Consider the following 14,783-nt stretch of genomic DNA (forward strand, 5'->3'; position numbering starts at 1 on the left):
TTTAGCCGAAGCGCCCATTCAAGTAGTCATCAGTCAGCTGGTTGTCTGGCTTTTCAAACATCTGCTTGGTTGAGTTGAACTCAATCAAAGAACCATTGAGCATAAATGCCGTGTAGTCAGAGATCCGGGCAGCCTGCTGCATGTTATGCGTAACGATGACGATCGTGTATTCATCTTTTAGCTTCATCAGCGTCTCTTCAATCAAGCCGCTGGAAATCGGGTCCAAGGCACTGGTTGGCTCGTCCAGCAAGATTACCTGTGGCTTGACGGCCAGCGTACGGGCGATGCAGAGTCGCTGCTGCTGACCACCGGAAAGGCCCAGGCCGCTTTTTTTCAGATCATCTTTGACTTCATCCCATAAGGCAGCCTGTTTGAGACTTTCTTCAACGATCTGATCAAGCTGCTCCTTATCCTTAACGCCGCCGATGCGTGGTCCATAGGCGACATTGTCATAGATGGAAAGCGGGAAGGGAACCGGCTGTTGGAAGACCATGCCAATCTGCCGCCGCAGCTCGACCATGTCTTCTTTTGGATCATAAATGTCTTGATCATTAAACAGAATCTGTCCTTCAACCGTGGCATTGTCATCAAGGTGCATGCGGTTGAAGCATTTTAACAGCGTCGACTTGCCGCAGCCGGACGGACCAATCAAAGCCGTGATCTTGTCTTGCTCAATCTCCATGTTGATCCCGTGCAGTGCTTCTTTAGTGCCGTATTTGAGCACCACGTTTTTACATTTAAGAATTTTTTCCATGATGCCCTCCTAGCCGAAGTTACCGGATACGTAATCATTGGTTGCCTTAATCTTAGGGTTGCTGAAGATGTCTTTAGTGGAGTTGAACTCCAAGACATGCCCCAGGTAGAAGAAGGCACAGTAATCAGAACAGCGCGCGGCCTGCTGCATGTTGTGCGTAACGATGATGATCGTGTGGTCCTTTTTCAGAGTCTGCATCGTTTCTTCCAGCTTAGAAGTCGAGATTGGGTCCAAGGCGCTGGCTGGCTCGTCCATCAAAATGATTTTAGGATCCATGGCCAGTGAACGGGCAATGCATAGCCGCTGCTGCTGACCACCAGAAAGGGAAAGCGCGCTGCGATCAAGCGAATCTTTGACCTCATCCCAGAGTGCCACGCTCTTTAACGATTCTTCCACCATCTGATCAAGCTTTTGCTGGTCTTTGATGCCGTAAAGCTTTGGCGCAAAGGTGATGTTTTCACGGATCGATTTGGCAAATGGATTTGGATGCTGGAAGACCATGCCGATTTCACGCCGCGTCTCGTAGACGTTGACTTGAGGCGAGTTCAGATTGATTCCCCGATACAGAATCTCGCCATCGATGCGGCCCAGTTCGTCATTCATCCGGTTAAGACAGCGCAGATAAGTGGATTTCCCAGAACCGGATGGACCGATCAAGGCCGTAATCTTGTTTTCAGCAAAGTCCATGCTGACCTGATGAAGCGAGGGCGTTTCCTGCTTGCCGTAGTATACGCTGACGTTTTTAGTCTGCATTGCCAATGGTTCTTTGACAGGCAGCGTGTAGGTATCTTCAAACGAATATTCAGCCATCTGTTTTCACCTCTAGTTTATTTGCGAGCCGACATCTTTTTGTAGACGTGGTTGCCCAAGTAGCGAGCGCCCAGGTTGAACAATAAGATGACGATGATCAGTACGGCCGAAGCCCCACTGGAGATTGCGTGGGCATTGGAAACCAGCCCTTCAGTATTCAGCTTCCAAATGTGGACGGCCAGCGTTTCAGCAGGACGAGTCGGGTTTAAGAAGCTGGTTGCGGAAAATGGATTCCAGTTGCTGTAGTCGACGCTTGGTGCGCTTTGACCAGAAGTGTAGATCAAAGCGGCGGCTTCACCAAAGACCCGGCCAGCTCCCAGAATCACCCCGGTTAAGATACCAGGCAAGGCTTCCGGCAGCATGATCTTAGTCATGGTCTTCCAGCGGGAAAGTCCCAGTGAAAGACCGGCCTGACGCTGCAGCGGCGAGACGTCGTTTAAGGCGTTCTCGCAGTTCCGCGTCAAAAGCGGCAGGTTGAAAAACGTTAAGGCGATGGCACCTGAGATAACCGAAAAGCCCAGGTGCAGCTTGATTACGAAAAACAGATAGCCGAACAGACCAACTACCACACTGGGCAGCGAGCTCAAAATTTCGATCGCGGTCTTAAAGACTTCCGTAATGCCATTTTTGGGCGCGTATTCGGCTAAGAAGATCCCAGCGCCAATTGAAAGCGGCGTGGAGATCAAAAGCGTCAGAACCAAAAGATACAGTGAGTTGAACAGCTGATCGCGAATCCCGCCGCCTTCACCAACGCTTTGGGCAGCTGAGCTCAAAAACTTCCAGCTGATGTGCGGCAGACCGCTTAAGATGATATAGCCCAGCAGACCAAACAGAATCAAGACCACCAGACCGACTAAGACATAAATGATGCCCATTGCCAGCTGATTGGCTTTTTTGGCATTAAGCATTGCGTGAGACTCCTTTCTTGTTGACCAGTTTTACCAGCAGGTTGAAGGCCAAAGACATCAGCATCAAGACCAGCGCCAAAGACCAGAGTGCGTCGTTTGGCAAGGTACCCATAACGGTGTTGCCGATGCCGACCGTTAAAGTACTGGTCAGAGTTGAGGCTGGCGAAATCAGGTTTTCTGGCATCAAAGGCGCGTTACCGATAACCATTTGAACGGCCAGGGCCTCACCAAATGCCCGTGCCATGCCGAAGATAACGGCGGTCAAGATCCCAGGAATGGCCGAGCGCAGAATTACCTTGTAGATCGTCTGCCAAAGCGTGGCCCCTAATGCGATTGAAGCTTCACGATAGTTTTTGGGCACGTTTTTAAGACTGTCGATTGACATGGAAGTGATCGTTGGCAGCACCATGACGAACAGCACCGTAACGGCTGCCAAGATCCCACTCCCGGTACCGCCGAAAAGATGGCGGATAAAGGGAACGACGACGACTAAGCCGACGAACCCGTAAACGACGGATGGAATCCCCACCAAAAGCTCAATGACCGACTGCATGAATGAGGCTGCCTTTTTAGGGGCCAGCTCAGTCATGAAGATGGCGACGGCCAAAGCGAGCGGCGTTGCGACCAGCGTAGCCAGAATCGTGACGGCAAATGAGGTAAAGATCATTGGCCAGGCCCCGACTTCTGGCTTGCCGTGAGCGTCAGTAACGGTTGGATCCCAGGTCATACCGGTCAGGAAGTCCTTGAGGCTGACGCCATCTTTAATAAACATGTTCAAGCCTCGGGCGGCGATGAAGTAAATAATTGAAATGACCAGCAGTCCAATTACCGTAATGCAGAAATAGCTGACCAATTTGCCCCAATGGTCCTGCCTGGTTTGAAAACTGCTTTTCATCAGTTGATCTTGTTCATTCATCTTGCTTCCTCCGGTTTCTCTCCTTTATTGATTGACGCGGTGATTATTTCTTGGTAACTTGGCCGTCAGCGTTCTTGGTAACCTTCATATCGTGAATGCTGATGTAGCCGAGGTTCTTAACGTCCTTGCTTTGAACTTCCTTGGAATTCATGTAGTTCAAGAATTTCTTGGTTTGACCCTTAGCAGTGCCCTTAGTGTACATGTGTTCATAGGACCAGATCTTCCAAGAGTTGTTTTCAACGTTCTTGTCAGTTGGCGCAACGTTGTCAACCTTCAAAGCCTTGATCTTGTCAGACTTGGTGTATGAGAAGGCCAGGTAGCTGATGGCACCAGGCGTGTTGGCAACCAGCTTTTGAACCGTACCGTTGGAGTCTTGTTCCTGCGTCTTCATGGCCGTCTTGCCCTTCAAAACGGCTGATTCAAACGTTGCCCGCGTACCAGAGCCCTTAGCACGGTTGATAACGGTGATCTTTTCGTTTGGACCGCCGACCTGCTTCCAGTTGGTGATCTTACCAGTGAAGATCTTTTGCAGCTGGCTCATTGACAGGTTGTTGACCTTCAGGCTCTTGTTAACGACTGGGGCCATTCCGACAACGGCGACCTTGTGATCCTGCAGCTTCTTGGCATCGATTCCGCTTTGCTGTTCAGCAAAGATGTCAGAGTTACCAATTGAAACGGCACCAGATTGAACCTGGCTCAAACCAGTACCGGAGCCACCACCCTGGACATCGATGTTGACGCCAGAGTTTTTGCTCATGTAGCTGTGAGCCGCCGTTTCGGCAAGTGGCTGCAGAGCCGTTGAGCCGACAATGCTGATCTTGTTGCTGTCAGATGCAGCGTGGACCGTGCCGACCGTACCGCCAAACAGGCTAAAACCTAAAGTAGCGACGGCAGCTAAAGAGATAAGTGACTTCTTGTTCATGTTATTTGCTTCCTTTCTCAATATCCCATGAATAAAGCATGTACCTGAGTACGGTTTATAATTTAAGGCAGAAACGTAAAGAAAAAAGACGGTTTTCCGTAAAAAACACGTAATGGCTAAATTTACAAAAACGATACAAAACAAACAATTGACTAATTAAAAACGGCTGATCAGCTTTATTTCGCACTATTTAATGAACTTTAATTGGGGTTAAAACTATAATTGTTCGTATTATCGCTAAACATTGGCAGGTAAATAGTTTTAATTAATGCCAAAAAGCTTAAAATAACCTAAAAATTACAAAGCAAACCGCTTAATAAAATTAACCATGGCAATCAAGCGCGTCAGATCAAGGATTCAACAGCGAACACGCGGATGCTGGCCATGGCAGTTTACAGAATCCCAAACAAAAAATCGCCGACCCGAAACAATCCGAGTCGACGATACCGATAAATTATTTGATGATTATTGAACGTTTAAGATCAAAAGGTCATTGGTAATTGAATGAGCGGGATGGGACAGACGCCGCCAGCAGCGTTGCCACCATTTTGGCTGCCAAGGAGCAACGATCAGCTCATAACCGCTTTTTTGAATCAATTGGCTGATAACCAAATATTGATTGCCAACTGCCAACTGATGCTCAATCTGATGGGCACCGATATCTCGAAGCAGCCGTTCAATCCGCGTCAGTTGGTGCGCAGCCAGGCTTAACATTAGGTCTGGATCAAGATTTGGCAATCCGGCGGCCAGCCAGCGGCAGTCGCGTGGCTCAAAAAGATACAAAAGCATAAAGCTGGCATTAGGATGAGCCTGGACAAGGTATTTGAGCTGATTGGCAAATGATGGATCGATTTCACGGCTAAAAGAACGTGCGGTAACAGGAATTAGAATTCGATCGTACATAAAATGACCCCCTAAAATGGGGAAACGGTCATGAATGAACTACTGATGTGGCAAGATCATTGGAGCACTTTCATTTTAGCATCAAAAAAAGACTTTGACCCGCTTTCACGAGTAAAGTCTTTGTAAATTTCAACTAGTCTTCATTGTCGCTTTTTTGTTCGTCCTTGCGGTCACGCTTGAGACGACGCTTGCGATCCGATGAACTGTCATCATCGCTGTCTTCAGTTGGTTTCTTTTTAGGCTTGATTTGAACCACCTTGAACTGGCTGACATAAGCATTCTTCAGATCCAATGGCGTAAAACTGAAATCTTCGACTCTAACGGGTTGTCCCACCTTCAAGTCGTATTGGCGCTCTAAGAAAAAGCCGGTCAAAGTTGAGACATCGGTCTGGTCAAACTGTGGAATCCGGACGTTGAAGTAGCGTTCAAAGTCGTCAAGCGGCATCTTGCCGGATACCAGGTAGGTCGGGTTGCCCTTTGAATCTGGCTCCTTTTTTTCAATCATGTCGGAAGAAACGTGATCAATTTCTTCGCCAACCGTACCAAATAATTCTTCGTAAATATCCTTATCGGTAATGATCCCGGCCGTACCACCGTATTCATCTTGGACAACAACGATTGGCACCTGCTTTTTCATCATGATCTGTAAGACGTCCGTTAATTCTTCGCTTTGGTAGACGATTGGAATCTTACGCATGATGGAGCGAATGGCCTGCTTAGGATTGATCTGATTTTGCCGCATGATGTCGTAGCTGAAGATATAGCCTAAGATGTGGTCCTTATCGTTGTTGGCAACGACTGGAAAACGCGTGTACTTCTTTTGAAAGTAAAGTTGGGCGGCATCAGCTACCGTAGCGGTAATGTCGATCACGCTCAACTGGGTCCGGTCGACCATGACGTCATCGGCAACCTTGTCGTTCATTCGAAAGGCTCGTTCCATAAATACGACGTCTTCTTTATCCATCTCACCAGCGCGTTCGGATTCCTGTGATAAGGTCACGATTTCGTTTTGCGTGTAGATGTCTTCGTCTGGGTTGACCGAGAAGCCAAGCATCTTGGTAATGATTTTAGCCGTCCAGTCAAACAGCCAGATCAGCGGGTAGAAGATTACGTGGAAAAACGTCATTGGGTGGGCAATGGCTAACAGAATCTTAACCGGCTGGTCAATTGCCATATTTTTGGGAACCAAGTCGGTAAAGACCGCATGCAGGAACGTAAACAATAAGATCCCGATGATTGAGCTGAAATCATTAGCGACTGATTTAGGGAAGATATTGGCTTTTTCAAGCAGTTCGGTGATGTAGGCTTCACCAATCCAACCTAAGATCAGAGAGGTCATCGTAACCCCGACTTGCGCCGTTGATAGATATTCTGTCAAGTGATCGATCATTTTTTCGGCACGCCGCACGCTGGATGTCTGTTTGAGCTCTTTTAACTCGGTTGGACGAACCTTGATCAAAGAATATTCCAACAGGGTAAACAGCGCTGCTAAAAGCAGAATGAATATAATTGTAAAAAGTGTTATGGGACTGGTACTAACTTCCATATTTTGCAATTTTCCTTTCAAAATTAGCTTTGCAATCATTATAGCAAATAAAAAGGTCAGCATTCAGCAAAATCGCTTTTTGTTATGCAAGAAATGGTCCATAATAGAATAAAAGCATTCATTCAAAAGGAAGATGGTGAAAAAATGACGGCTAGATTGATTGATGATGCGCACTGGCAGATCTTGGTCACGGCAGCGCGCCAGCTGAAGCAGAGTGCGCGCTATCAAAATGCCAGCCAAAAAGCGCCATTCGATGCCGCCTATGCACAGCTGCAGGATCTGGAGCAGAATCGCGACGTGACGCTCAAGCAGTTTTTAAAAGTACAGGAAAGCCTGGCGCATGCCGTTACAAGGCTCGATGGTCAAGAGACGACGACTTTTGTTTTGCGGCAGGCAATCAGTGACGCTGAGCTGTTGATGGAGACGGCCCGCTATGTCAATGCCAGTCCACTGGCAAAAGAAGAACTGAACAAGGCATTGGCGGCCGCGCGAAAAATCATTCAGACCGATGAATTCGTGCTGCAGTCGCAAGTGGATCAAACCGTTGAAAAGCTGCAGCAGGCTGGTGGAGCATTAAGTGGCATGGAGAACGACTTCAGCCAGCTGGCACTGGTCTTTAAGAGTGCGCAGGCTGATCTGACCACGCTGCGCTATCTGAACGCGGATGCCAGTCGCCGGCAGAACTTCAAAGCCAGTTTTGATCAGGCTAAGCAGCTGTTGAGCCAAGCTGCGGCCAATCAAGAATTAAACGCCGCGGTGGCCGACCTGTCGAAGCTGACGCCTGATTTCCAGTCGGCAGCCCAAGAAACGATTGACCTGACGACCAGTGAGCTGTTGAAAGCGCGCAAGGCCCTTAATGGCAAGACCAGTGATTTGACGCAGCTGAAAAAAGCAGTCGCTAAAATGACCGGTGTTGATCAAACCAAGCGCTATCAAGCGGCCTATGACTCCAGACAGGCTGCGTTTGATCTGGCATTCAAGGAGGCCCAGACTGCCTTGGCTGATCCGCAAACGACGCAGATGCTGGCTGATCGCCTGGTCAGTCAGCTTGATGTAACCTATGAAACGTTAAATGGCGAAGAAATCGAGGCGTTCGTTCCGGTATCTGAGAATTCAGCTGCTTCGCCGATCGCAGCTGAATCAGGGGACAGCGATGCCAGGATGCTTCAAAATGATGACGATCAAAACGATACCGAATCTGAAGCTAAGACATCTCAAAACAGTCATGATGATGCGCCCCATCCCCAAGGACAATCAGGAGTGGTTCAGACGGCGATATTAACCAAGCCGGATTCACCCAAAAAAGGCAAGCCGGCTACTGCAGCATTGAGCAGCATGCTGGGTTTTAAACGCAACTCAAAGTAAAGAAAGGAAGATCTTTTTGGAAAATTCGATTACGCCGGCAGAATGGCAGGTAATGCGGGTAGCTTGGACGCTCAAGCATGTTACTAGTACGCAGATGATCGAGATTCTGCAGGGTAAGGTAGCTTGGAAACCGGCCACGGTCAAAACCCTGCTGCGCCGGCTGGTTCAAAAAGGCGCCTTAAAAACGACGCGGGTTGGGCGGGCGTTTGTCTATGAGCCGTGCGTTGAAGAACAGCCGACGATGAACGAAGCTGCGGATGATCTGTTCGATAATCTGTGTGATATGCACGTTGGCAAGACGCTGGCACATGTGATTGAAAGGGCCACGCTCAGCCAAGCAGACGTCAGACAGCTGCAGGAACTGCTGACCCAAAAAGCCGCAGCGGCACCGGCTGAGGTTCCCTGCGACTGTGTTCCGGGAATGCGCTGTGAGGATATGAACTGATACCGTTAAGTCTTGCCCAAATGCTGATGCTATCGGCAAGACGCGTTGAAAGGAAGTGTCGCTGGTGATCGTGCCCCCAGAGCTGGATCAGTCATTGTTCGTTGACCAGCACCATGATCAAGATCAGCTGTTGGTAGTCCTTGGCAATGGCTTTGATCTTTTTCATGGTTTTAAGAGCCGCTATCAGGATTTTTGGCAGCACGTGGGAACGACGCCACTGGATGAGATCGTTCATTTTAATCGCCGTGCCCGCAGTCAGCAGGTCCGCTGGTCGGATGTCGAGGCCCAGATTCGCGTGGCGGCTGAAAATGCCTATCAGCTAAGTGCGACGCGTAAGATGCCGGGAGCGGGCGTGATGGTTCAGCAGCGCAGCACGCGGGCGATTCGCCGCTTTGAGCATGAATTTTCGCGTTATCTGCGGACGGAGCGAGAACGCGTCTTAGTTAGCGATCCGACGCGTTCACAAACCGCACGGGAATTTTTAAGTCAGGCTGGCGCGGTTTTAAACTTTAACTATACTGATACGGCACAGCAGCTGTATGACGTCTGGCCAGAGAATATCTACTATCTGCATGGGTCGCTTTTGGAAGGTCAGACCATTCTTGGTGTCGACAATGATGACGTGTTGGCACGCGAGCCTTATGAATATGCCAGTACGACCAAGGGCTACCGGCGCGACATTCTTGATTTTAAACGCTGGTCCTGGCAGCAGAATGGCTGGCAGCCGCTTGATGAAAAAACACTGGCTGCCTTTCGAAACTATGATGCCTATTATTACGGTTGGCGGCGCTTGTATCCGGTATTTGGCGATCAAGAGATTATCTCGCTGCTATATACGCTTGACAGCGATATGCCCGTTACCAGCCGCTATTTTGCAACCCGTTTTTTTGAGCAGTGGCAGATGCGGCGCCAGTGGCTGATTGATGCGATTGCCAGCCGCTGTGCTAAAAAACGCATTGATCCTCAGGTGCTGGCCTATACCGCGGCAAATGCATTTCGGCCGTTTAAGATCAAACTGCCTAATGACGTCTATCCAGAAGACATTGCCACGATTGTCATTATGGGCCATTCTTTGCGGGCTGATCACGGCATCTTAAGCGATCTGTTCAAGACGGCTCGTCAGCTCAAGCAGGTCATTTTATTTGTTTTTCAAGGCGAGCCGCCTGAAGAGCTGGCCATGCAGAAGCGAATGCTGACCTGGCTTTTGGGCGAGGGGAGTCAGGTCAAGATTTTGACGCTTGAATACTGAAAGGGGAATTTTTATGACCAGAATTTCGATGGCCGGCAAGTTTGCAATCGAGACGCGTAAAATCGTCTATATGCCAGGTGATTCGCTGGCTCCCAGAGAAGGAATCGCCAATTTAAGCGAACTGCCGCCAGAAACCAGATTTAGCTGGCAAAAAGAGCCGGTTCTAGAAACGCCGGGACTGACACAGGTAACGATCATGGTTGAGTATCCAGATGCCTCACAAGCAGCGGTCAAGGTGCCGATCGAGGTGCTGCCGCGACCGGTAAAGCAAAAAGGCCCCAGTCAAAACGTCTCGATTCAATTCGATCACCAAAACAAGCGCACGCCGGGAACTATTCTGTCAGGCAATCAGCGCGGCACGATGGTCGATGCGTTTGCGGGAATCGGACTCTTGATCAAGGCGGTCAAGAAGGGACTGTCCAGACATCGGCAATAAAACGACTGGAGGGGATGGCGTGGAAAACAGCAAAACCAGCCTAAGCGAACTGATTCAACTGGAACGGCCCAATTGGCAGCACCAGCCTAAAAATGCCTCATCAGCTGCCAACGCGGTCACGACGCTCAAACAGGTTCACGAAATCGTTAACGGTTCGGCCAGGCTGCTCAGTCTGGATCTGGAGTTTTACTGCGATGGTCAGCCCCAGATGCCGGGAACCACGCGGCTGGGCCAGATTGCCGGCCGTGTCTATGGCCAGGATGATGCATTCAACTATTATGTGTTCAGCAGCAAAATGACGCCTAAAGATCAGCTGAGTCTGTTGAAACGGCTTGATCTGCGCTATTCAGAAGCAGAACGGCTTACGGTGGCCAGCGTTTTGAAAAAGGTGTTAAGGTTTATCGATCGCGTGCAGCCGGACTACCTGGTCAGCTGGGACAATCGCCTGGATCTTAGCGTGCTTAATCAAGAGGCCAATCGACTGCAGCTGGCAGAAACCAGTCGTGCTTGGACCAGGATTCAGCCATTGGATCTAGAGAAGATCATCAGCAGCGACGTATTTGAAAAAAGCTCGGGCATCAGTCTGGCCAGAATGTGCGATCTCTTGCAGCTGCAGCATCCTAAGCCCCATTTGGCCGATCATGACGTCTTGATGATTGATAAGATTCTCCAGTTTTACGCGCTGGATTTAAATAAAATTCTGCATTAAAAAATTCCCGTTCGATCTGAGCGGGAATTTTTCGTTAGAAGCGTTTTTTATGATGTTTCTTAAGATAGCGGTACAGCTCGCCCAAAAAAAGGCAAATGATGATAATGATGGCGATCGTGTAGCCAGCCGTCCCCAGTTTGAAGATGGCGGGATGACCAGCGCTGCCTTCAACCAGAATTGAAGAACCCAGGATGATTGCCGCTAAGACGATGACGATCAAAAGCCGATTCAGCATGCGCTCCAGATTTCGCAAGACCCGCGCCTGATCCTTGTACTGGAAATTGATCTTGGCCTGACCAGTACTCAAAACCTCCAGCAGATCGTTGATACGTGATGGGATAGCTGCCGAATCAAGGGCGGTTTGCCGGGCCTGCCAAATGCTGCTTTCTAATGAGTCCTTGAAGTTGAAGTGCTTGAGCAGATACTTTTTGGCAAATGGCTTGGCAACCTCCATCAATGACATTTCAGGATCGAGCGCGGCCACGATCCCTTCAATTGAGCTGAACGCCTTGATCAAAAGCGTGACTTCAGGCTTAACCTGCAGATTGTTCTGCCGGCAAAGCGAGATGATCTGAAACAGCATGGCCGGCAGATCGATACCGCCTAGGCCCGCGTTGAGATAGGGAGTCAAAAAGCCGGCCAGCTGACTATAAAATTCCTGCTCATCAACCGTGCCAGTTCGATTGCAGATGCCAAGAATTGCCTGACCAACCTGGCGCGCGCTTTTGGTATTAAGTGCAATTACAACCTGGGCGATGCCATCCGTCAAACCTGGCGAAAGGCGCCCCATCATGCCAAAATCAAGGTAGACCAAGCGATAGGGCGGCAGCGGGTGCTCTTTTTGAATTTCAATTTCATGACGGCCCAGCTGTTTTTGAAAGTTGAGATCATTGGCCGTGGCATTGCGCTTGGGATCATCTTGGGGCAGGTCGTAAAACAAGACGTTGCCCGGGTGTGGATCGGCATGGAAGAAATGATCCTCGAAAACCTGCTTGATAAAGTTTTCGACCAGCACATGCGCCAGATAGTGGTTGCGTTTTTTGATTTTGGCGGTGCTGGCTTCATCAGACGGCATTTTTTCATTCATTAAATGCTTGATGCTTTTTCCCGGCATGGCCTCATTGACCAGGATCTTTTGTGTACAGTACTTAGGATAGACTTTGGGAACTTCGATAATATCAAAGCCATTGTTGAGCCGATAAAACTCCTGACCGTTTTGAACCTCAGTCGTCGTATCGATCTCGTGAAGCAAAGACGTACTAAGCTCATCTAAAACCCGTTTTGGATCAATCACGGAAAAATCCATGGGAACGTGCTCGATCATCCCCAGCGCTCGCTTAAACAGTGCCAGATCAGTCTGCACCAACTGGGTAACGGCGGGATGCTGGACCTTAACGACGACTTTGGTGCCATCGAAGAGCGTGGCGTGATGCGTTTGCCCAATGGAAGCTGAGGCAAAAGGCGTTTGATCAAATGTCTGAAAAACTTCTTCAATGCGCTTGCCGGTCTGTTCTTCAAAAGTTCGCTCAACGGTTTCATATGAGTCAACGTCAACTTGATCCTGCAGCTGGCGCAGTTCCTTGATATATTCGGGTGAGACCAGATCAGGGCGCGTCGACAGCAGCTGGCCGATCTTAATGAAGGTGGGACCCAGCTCTTCTAAGGCCTGCCGAATTTCTTCAGGGTGTTTTTGCCGATAAAAATTGGTTAGAAACGAATGCTGATTTAAGACTTTGATGATCTGCTTGAGACGAGTCTTTTGGCTGATCGTTGTATTTTCTTCATTCAGAAAAATCACGTCCTTACTTGATAAGTCATTAGTTTCATTATAACAAAACAAGTGCTCTCCGCATTGGCGAAGAGCACTTGTTTTTAGTCGAGATTCAGTTCATAGACGTTGCGCAGATCGCGATCGGTTGGGCCGGTGTAGACTTGTCCCCGCTTGACGAAGCCGAAGTTTTGCACCAGGTTGTGAACGCGGTCGTTTTTATCGTGAGTAGCAATGCGGAAGTTGCGGACCCCAGCGTCATAAGCCAGCGTGATCATATGGCTCATAATGTAGTTGGCAAAATGCTTGCCACGGTACTTGCCAGAGATTGCAACGCGGTGAATCGTGGCAAACGGGTGACCAGGACGATTCCATTTGCCATTGACGATATGCATGTAATGAGCATCGCCTTGCGTCATCAGAGTTGCCGTCCCCACGATTTCATTGCCATACATCAAAAGCCAGCAGCAGCCGCCTTCGATATCCATTTGAAAGGTCAGACGCGTCGGATAGCCGTCTTCTCCCTGCCATTGTTCGCTGCCGTCAGCTTTCAAAAGCGCGCGGGCATTTTCAACGATTTCCATTACCGTATCCAGATCGTTTAAAGTTGCCTTGCGCATGTAAATAGCTTCACTCACTTTTTTCACCTCTTGAAATTTAAAATAAGCTTTAAAAGTTTAAGCCTATTTTTTTAATTTGCCAAGTAGAAATTATTTATTTTTGTAAACCGCAATCTCAATCAGGTTCTGGTCGGGATCGCGCAGGTAGATCGACTGCATGGGACCTTCTGCGCCAAGCCGATCAACCGGGCCGGCGACAACATCGACATAGTAGCTTCTCAGGTGATGCAAGATGGCTTCGATGGGGTCGTTGGCCACTAAACAAAGATCCGCACTGCCAACGGTTGGCTTGTGGGCTACCAGGGCGTCACGATCCGCTTTTTGCAGGCGAATCAGCTGATGTCCACAGCGCAGGGTAACGACACCGGGCTTAGTCTGCTGGTCGATTACCGGCATGTCAAAGACTTCATGATAGAAGCGGCGGGACTGTTCAAGATCACTGACGGTTAGGACGACGTGATCGATACGACGCATTTTCATAGGTTGAGACCTCATTTCAATTTATTGATCGAATTAATTATAGAACTCATGATCTGGCTTGAACAGTCTATGATAAGCTTAAACAGACTGTTTAAATTCAAAAGGAAGTGAGTAATCTTGACTAAAAATCTGCTTAGCGTGATGCTGTTTGCATTTGTCGGCGGCTGTCTGCGCGCGGGTTGCGGTCAGCTCTGGGGCGGCTTTTGGGGGACGATTCTGGTTAATCTGGCTGGTAGTTTTCTACTGGCTTTTCTGACCTATCATGCCGTTTTAAAAGAGCAGCTGACCGGTTGGCTGAATCTGGGAATCGGTACCGGTTTAGTCGGTTCGTTTACGACGTTTGGCACGTTTTCGCTGCAGTCCGTTCAGCTGCTGCAGCAATCTTTTTTGGCTGGGGCGGGCTTTTTGACGATTAACCTGCTGGGCGGCTTTTTGATGGCACTGGGCGGCTTTAAACTGGCACTGTATTTAAATCAGGAGCGAAACAATGACTGAAATGCTTTTAATTGGTTTTGGGGCCAGCTTGGGGGCAGCCTTGCGCTGGATCTTGACGCTGACTTGGAAAAAATGGGGCCGATCTGGCTGGCCAATCGCAACTTTATTCATTAATCTGACCGGCTCTTTTTTGATGGGTTGGCTGGCAAAGCTTGCAATGACGGATAGTCTGCGTCTTTTTTTGACGACGGGGCTCTTGGGTGGCTATACGACTTTTTCAACCTTTAATACAGAGCTGCTGACGATGCTTGATGAAGGTAAAACCGCGCGCTGGTGGGGATATATGCTGATCAGCGTGCTGGGTGGACTGGGGTTTGCCTGGCTGGGAATGTGCGCATAAAATACATTTTATATTCGTTTTATTTAAGATAATTTTGTTGATTTGAACAAAAAACGGGATCTGTTTTCTGCTTTTACCCCTAAAATCAAATAAAAGTAGTATAATTATGCATATAAG

At 48.8% G+C, this 14,783-nt stretch carries 17 protein-coding genes; 7 read left to right on the forward strand and 10 right to left on the reverse strand.

Annotated features, from left to right (window positions below):
• Position 1 precedes the first annotated feature (1 nt).
• The 7 genes from pstB (ABC765_RS04575) to ABC765_RS04605 form a co-directional block, all read right to left on the reverse strand.
• On the reverse strand, positions 2-754 hold the full coding sequence (pstB, locus tag ABC765_RS04575) for a phosphate ABC transporter ATP-binding protein PstB (protein ID WP_347980832.1): 753 nt from the start codon (positions 752-754) through the stop codon (positions 2-4).
• A gap of 9 nt (positions 755-763) precedes the next feature.
• Entirely contained in the window at positions 764-1,564 is an 801-nt protein-coding gene (gene pstB / locus ABC765_RS04580) for a phosphate ABC transporter ATP-binding protein PstB (RefSeq protein WP_033935348.1), read from the reverse strand.
• A 17-nt stretch (positions 1,565-1,581) separates the two neighbouring features.
• Entirely contained in the window at positions 1,582-2,472 is an 891-nt protein-coding gene (gene pstA, locus ABC765_RS04585; RefSeq protein WP_347980833.1) for a phosphate ABC transporter permease PstA, read from the reverse strand.
• Positions 2,465-3,388, reverse strand: coding sequence for a phosphate ABC transporter permease subunit PstC (pstC, locus tag ABC765_RS04590; RefSeq protein ID WP_034540867.1), 924 nt, complete (start codon positions 3,386-3,388; stop codon positions 2,465-2,467). The genes pstA and pstC overlap by 8 nt, the downstream gene beginning before the upstream one ends.
• Positions 3,389-3,431: 43 nt before the next feature.
• Positions 3,432-4,310, reverse strand: a complete 879-nt coding sequence (locus ABC765_RS04595; protein ID WP_347953134.1) for a phosphate ABC transporter substrate-binding protein — start codon at positions 4,308-4,310, stop codon at positions 3,432-3,434.
• A 465-nt stretch (positions 4,311-4,775) separates the two neighbouring features.
• Positions 4,776-5,213: a hypothetical protein gene (locus ABC765_RS04600; protein WP_347980834.1), complete on the reverse strand. Its 438-nt coding sequence runs from the start codon at positions 5,211-5,213 to the stop codon at positions 4,776-4,778.
• A gap of 133 nt (positions 5,214-5,346) precedes the next feature.
• Entirely contained in the window at positions 5,347-6,759 is a 1,413-nt protein-coding gene (locus tag ABC765_RS04605) for a hemolysin family protein (RefSeq protein WP_347980835.1), read from the reverse strand.
• A gap of 144 nt (positions 6,760-6,903) precedes the next feature.
• Here ABC765_RS04605 and ABC765_RS04610 point away from each other — a divergent pair, with 144 nt between their 5' ends.
• The 5 genes from ABC765_RS04610 to ABC765_RS04630 all read left to right on the forward strand — a co-directional run bounded on the left by ABC765_RS04610 (position 6,904) and on the right by ABC765_RS04630 (position 10,963).
• Positions 6,904-8,124 carry a hypothetical protein gene (locus ABC765_RS04610; RefSeq protein WP_347980836.1) on the forward strand — a complete coding sequence of 407 codons (1,221 nt, stop codon included), beginning with the start codon at positions 6,904-6,906 and terminating at the stop codon, positions 8,122-8,124.
• A gap of 16 nt (positions 8,125-8,140) precedes the next feature.
• Positions 8,141-8,569, forward strand: a complete 429-nt coding sequence (locus tag ABC765_RS04615) for a CopY/TcrY family copper transport repressor (RefSeq protein ID WP_347980837.1) — start codon at positions 8,141-8,143, stop codon at positions 8,567-8,569.
• 64 nt (positions 8,570-8,633) lie between these two features.
• On the forward strand, positions 8,634-9,818 hold the full coding sequence (locus tag ABC765_RS04620; RefSeq protein WP_347980838.1) for an AbiH family protein: 1,185 nt from the start codon (positions 8,634-8,636) through the stop codon (positions 9,816-9,818).
• A gap of 13 nt (positions 9,819-9,831) precedes the next feature.
• Positions 9,832-10,254 carry a Rib/alpha-like domain-containing protein gene (locus ABC765_RS04625; RefSeq protein ID WP_347980839.1) on the forward strand — a complete coding sequence of 141 codons (423 nt, stop codon included), beginning with the start codon at positions 9,832-9,834 and terminating at the stop codon, positions 10,252-10,254.
• Between the two features lie 19 nt (positions 10,255-10,273).
• Positions 10,274-10,963 (forward strand): hypothetical protein, encoded by a 690-nt coding sequence (locus ABC765_RS04630; protein ID WP_347980840.1) that lies wholly within the window; start codon positions 10,274-10,276, stop codon positions 10,961-10,963.
• Positions 10,964-10,997: 34 nt separating this feature from the next.
• Here ABC765_RS04630 and ABC765_RS04635 read toward each other — a convergent pair whose 3' ends face one another.
• The 3 genes from ABC765_RS04635 to ABC765_RS04645 form a co-directional block, all read right to left on the reverse strand.
• On the reverse strand, positions 10,998-12,758 hold the full coding sequence (locus ABC765_RS04635) for an ABC1 kinase family protein (protein WP_376752320.1): 1,761 nt from the start codon (positions 12,756-12,758) through the stop codon (positions 10,998-11,000).
• Between the two features lie 77 nt (positions 12,759-12,835).
• Positions 12,836-13,369 (reverse strand): GNAT family N-acetyltransferase, encoded by a 534-nt coding sequence (locus ABC765_RS04640; RefSeq protein WP_225431116.1) that lies wholly within the window; start codon positions 13,367-13,369, stop codon positions 12,836-12,838.
• 72 nt (positions 13,370-13,441) lie between these two features.
• A complete protein-coding gene (locus ABC765_RS04645; RefSeq protein WP_347980842.1) occupies positions 13,442-13,831 on the reverse strand; it encodes a VOC family protein in 390 nt (129 codons plus the stop codon).
• A 117-nt stretch (positions 13,832-13,948) separates the two neighbouring features.
• Between ABC765_RS04645 and ABC765_RS04650 the strand changes: the two genes are divergently transcribed.
• Positions 13,949-14,326: a CrcB family protein gene (locus ABC765_RS04650; protein WP_347980843.1), complete on the forward strand. Its 378-nt coding sequence runs from the start codon at positions 13,949-13,951 to the stop codon at positions 14,324-14,326.
• Positions 14,319-14,666: a CrcB family protein gene (locus tag ABC765_RS04655; protein WP_347953146.1), complete on the forward strand. Its 348-nt coding sequence runs from the start codon at positions 14,319-14,321 to the stop codon at positions 14,664-14,666. The genes ABC765_RS04650 and ABC765_RS04655 overlap by 8 nt, the downstream gene beginning before the upstream one ends.
• The last annotated feature ends 117 nt before the right edge of the window (positions 14,667-14,783 follow it).

The sequence above is a fragment of the Limosilactobacillus sp. WILCCON 0051 genome (genome assembly GCF_039955095.1).
Lineage (GTDB): Bacteria > Bacillota > Bacilli > Lactobacillales > Lactobacillaceae > Limosilactobacillus > Limosilactobacillus allomucosae.

What these genes read in the sequence shown, in the direction of transcription:
- pstB (WP_347980832.1), bottom strand. Translation starts at nt 754, where the DNA reads ATGGAAAAAATTCTTAAATGTAAAAACGTGGTGCTCAAATACGGCACT.
- pstB (WP_033935348.1), bottom strand. Translation starts at nt 1,564, where the DNA reads ATGGCTGAATATTCGTTTGAAGATACCTACACGCTGCCTGTCAAAGAA.
- pstA (WP_347980833.1), bottom strand. Translation starts at nt 2,472, where the DNA reads ATGCTTAATGCCAAAAAAGCCAATCAGCTGGCAATGGGCATCATTTAT.
- pstC (WP_034540867.1), bottom strand. Translation starts at nt 3,388, where the DNA reads ATGAATGAACAAGATCAACTGATGAAAAGCAGTTTTCAAACCAGGCAG.
- ABC765_RS04595 (WP_347953134.1), bottom strand. Translation starts at nt 4,310, where the DNA reads ATGAACAAGAAGTCACTTATCTCTTTAGCTGCCGTCGCTACTTTAGGT.
- ABC765_RS04600 (WP_347980834.1), bottom strand. Translation starts at nt 5,213, where the DNA reads ATGTACGATCGAATTCTAATTCCTGTTACCGCACGTTCTTTTAGCCGT.
- ABC765_RS04605 (WP_347980835.1), bottom strand. Translation starts at nt 6,759, where the DNA reads ATGGAAGTTAGTACCAGTCCCATAACACTTTTTACAATTATATTCATT.
- ABC765_RS04610 (WP_347980836.1), top strand. Translation starts at nt 6,904, where the DNA reads ATGACGGCTAGATTGATTGATGATGCGCACTGGCAGATCTTGGTCACG.
- ABC765_RS04625 (WP_347980839.1), top strand. Translation starts at nt 9,832, where the DNA reads ATGACCAGAATTTCGATGGCCGGCAAGTTTGCAATCGAGACGCGTAAA.
- ABC765_RS04645 (WP_347980842.1), bottom strand. Translation starts at nt 13,831, where the DNA reads ATGAAAATGCGTCGTATCGATCACGTCGTCCTAACCGTCAGTGATCTT.
- ABC765_RS04655 (WP_347953146.1), top strand. Translation starts at nt 14,319, where the DNA reads ATGACTGAAATGCTTTTAATTGGTTTTGGGGCCAGCTTGGGGGCAGCC.